The sequence below is a fragment of the Nocardia carnea genome (assembly GCF_029868855.1).
Taxonomy (GTDB): domain Bacteria; phylum Actinomycetota; class Actinomycetes; order Mycobacteriales; family Mycobacteriaceae; genus Nocardia; species Nocardia carnea_A.
Map to the genome: position 1 here is coordinate 1 of NZ_JARWOV010000278.1, position 3405 is coordinate 3405.

Below are 3405 nucleotides of genomic sequence, written 5' to 3' on the forward strand. Positions count from 1 at the left end.
TGCGCGTTGTTGTAGAGGTAGTTGTCCAGGACATCGCCGGGAAGATCGAGAGCCTCGGCTTCCGGGATCACCCGGCGCACGGTTACCCGTGGCGGGTTCGCTGTCATACCCTGGTCATTCGCTGTCCGAGCTCCCGGCGCAGCACCTCCTGAGACGGCAGGCGCCCGAGGACGCGCAATACCGTGGGTCGTAGTTCTCGCTGCTCCTCATCGGTGAGCAAGCCGACGAGATCGCGCAGTTCCATATCGTCGAAGGCCGAGGTCATGCGACCCAGGGTACGGCGTGACTCCGCGTTCGTCATCCGTTCGGGAATTCCCTCACCTGGAAATAAACCGCACTGTGAGGCAACCCACATGATTGACGAGTTTCGATGTAGCACACCGCAGTTCAACTCACCTTGATGGGATCATCGGTCGCCAGACCACTGCGATTGCGCTGGGTTACGGTCAATTCCGCGGGCTGCGCGGCGGGCCGGTACGGGGTGTAGCGCTCGAGCGAACCCCAGTCCCGCGCCCAGTCGCCGGCGAGATAAGTGGCCACCGAATCCGCCTGCAAGAGGAGTTCGGTCCAGCCCAGCGGGCCGCCACCGATATGGTCCTGCCAGGCGTTGGACGCATCGGATCCGACCCGGTCGGGCAGGATCCGCCAGCGCGGCACCTCCGCGACGCCGCCGGCGTGATCGAACGGCCGCTGGCAGCCGAAGGCCAGCCCGACGTGCCAGTCCAACAGCACCGGATCGGTGTGCCCGACAACCGAATCCAGGGTCTCGAGACGCGGCAGCCGGGGCGGGGTGACGGCCAGCCACTGCCGGCTGGTGATGTCGTTGTCCACCGCGACCAGCCGGACGGCGTTCACCTCGCGCGGCAACTGGTCCAGCGGGATCCGCAGATTGCGCCAGGACGGATTCGGCCCGATATCCAGCGGGGCCACCGAACCCAGCACCTGCATGGTGCCGTCGGCGGCTCGCGTGCCGTATTCGACGGTCAAGTCCTGCCCGTAGGTGAGCACTCCATCGGCATCTATCGATTTGATCCGGCCGGCGGCCGTCACCGCCAGCACCCGGTAGGCGGGGTCGGCACGCATCTCGTCGGTCAGGTCCAGGCGATACCACTGCGAGGTCAGCTTCGCCTGCTGCTGGTCGCCGGTCTGGTAGCTGCCCAGTACCGGGGTGCGGGCGGGGTCGAGACCGAACGGCAGGGTCACCGTGGAACCGTTGATACCGGGTTGGGCCTCGGTACCCCCACCGGTCCCCGCGCCGGTGGTGTCGGTGGTTTTGTTCTCGCTATCGGATTCGAGCGAGTTCGCGCTGCCGGAGACGGTTTCCTCCGCATCGGCGGTGAGATCGTCGGCCACCCCTTCGGGGGTGAAACCGGTCGTCTCGGCCTCGGGATCGGTAGAGATCAACCCACCGGCCGGATCGCCCTCGTACGGCTGCAAGAGGGAATCGGCGGTATCGGTCTCGACCAGGACCTCGTCCGCCAATCCGCACGGATCACCGGCCAGCGCCCGGAAGTTCGATTTGGCGATCGAATACGCCGGGTACTGGGCCACGGCCGCCTTGGTCAGCGAAGCGATCTCGAACAGCACCATCAGCGCCGCGGCAACGGTCAACGGCGCGGACGCGTAGCGCGACGACCGCGACGGCGGGCCGCTGCGGTACGGCGCCCGGTAGTGCAACCACAGCGCCACCAGCAGCGCGAGCACACTGAGACCGAGGAACAGCGTCGAGAAACCCTTGCCCGCGAGCAGGGGCGCCTTGTCCCACCACGGGACACCGTAGCTGGACACATACCACCAGCCGTTCGACCCGGTGAAGGTGATCGCCAGCAGGAACAGCACGGCGGCGGCGAACAGCGCGCGGTTACGGGGCGCGCGGATGCCGTTGGTACCCACGGCCACCGCCGCCAGTGCCGCGAGCGAACCGGCCAGACCGGCGTAGACGCCGAAATGATGGGTCCATTTGGTGGGCGTGAACATCATCAGCAGCAGCGCCGCGAACACAATGCCGAGAATGCGCACCGACGGCCCCCGCGAGGTACCCGGAATCCGGCCCTTGCGCAGTACCTGCAGGATGCAGACCAGCAGGCAGAGCAGCATCAGCAGCACTCCGAAACGCCGGGCCAGCGAACCGTCCGGGGAGAGCATGAGCAGCGAATCCCAGCGGGTGCGTTCGTCGAACCACGCCACATTCGGGCCGACCGCGGTGCGCACCCGGGTGGCCTCCAGCACCGTCGACAGGGTCTGATCGGCGAAGATCACCACGAGTACCAGTGTTCCGGCGGCCAGTCCGGGCGCGAGCAGGCTCGCGTAGCGTCCCACCACGCCCGCGCCGGATGTGCCACGGGCGCGTTTGATGATGATCTGCAGGACCGGGCGGGAACCCGCGATCAGCGCGGCGATACAGATGAGCCCGGTCGGGCCGGCAGCCAGGGAGAACGCGGCGATGAGGATCGCGACCGCGGCCGGCAGCAACCGTGCGGTGGCGATGGCGCGTTCGATCGAACACCAGGTGAGCAGTGCCCCGGCGGCGATCAGCGGTTCGGGACGCAGACCGTTGTCGTAGGGCAGCCAGAACGCCAGGAACACCAGCCCGGCGGTCCACAGCGCGACCTGGTTACCGCGTACCCGGGCACCGAGGCGCGGCAGCACCTCCCGGCTGATCACCAGCCAGCACACGATTCCGGCCAGCAGCGTGGGCAGCCGCATCCACGGACTCGACTCCGAGATCCGCGACATCCACGCCAGTACCTCGTACGACCAGCCGAACGGCGCCTCCGGCACTCCGAACCAGCGGTAGTAGTTCGCCAGATATCCGGATTTCTCCGACACTCTGGCCATGTTCAGGATGTAGCCGTCGTCGGAGGTGTTGGCACCGATCACATGCCAGCCCACGAGCACCCCGAGCACCGCGCCGTCGGCGAGCCGGAACCGCCACCAGTGCGCGGGCAGGAACCGCCGGGCGCGCCGGCCGTCGGTGGTGTCGAGCAGGTGCAGCGCGAACAACGCGAGTGCGGTGAACACGACCGCGCCGATGATCGCCGCGAGTTTCAGCGGAGTCGGCGAAGAGGTGAAACGGGAATCGATATCGGCGTGCAGCCGGATCCCGGCGAGCTGTTCGGCGGGCAGATCGGTGAACACCCCGACCATTTGCGGCCGAATGTCCCGATCCACCTGCGTGCGCAACGGTGTGCCGGCCGCCCGGGCGGCCCCCGCGGTAAAGGCGGGGGTGGAGGCCGCGGGCGAAAACCCCGACAGCGGTTAACAACCGGCCCGTTACGCACCTTAGGGGGGCCGCAACGGCGGGAATTCCACCGACACGCGGCGTGCCGGGGGTAGCGGGGAAGTTTGCGATATGCCTCATCTGGGGACAGGGACTCGAAGTTGTGTGCGGCGCGTTCTGGTCCC

Annotated in this window: 1 protein-coding gene and 2 pseudogenes; all 3 read right to left on the bottom strand. The window is 67.6% G+C overall.

All coding sequences use genetic code 11. The features are described from left to right. Positions 1-92: pseudogene (locus QH195_RS28845) on the bottom strand (amidohydrolase family protein); the annotation flags it as partial. Positions 93-103: 11 nt separating this feature from the next. Then, positions 104-265 carry a hypothetical protein gene (locus tag QH195_RS28850; RefSeq protein ID WP_195055828.1) on the bottom strand — a complete coding sequence of 54 codons (162 nt, stop codon included), beginning with the start codon at positions 263-265 and terminating at the stop codon, positions 104-106. Positions 266-387: 122 nt separating this feature from the next. After that, positions 388-3255 (bottom strand): annotated as a pseudogene (locus QH195_RS28855) (arabinosyltransferase domain-containing protein); the annotation flags it as partial. Positions 3256-3405 lie beyond the last annotated feature (150 nt).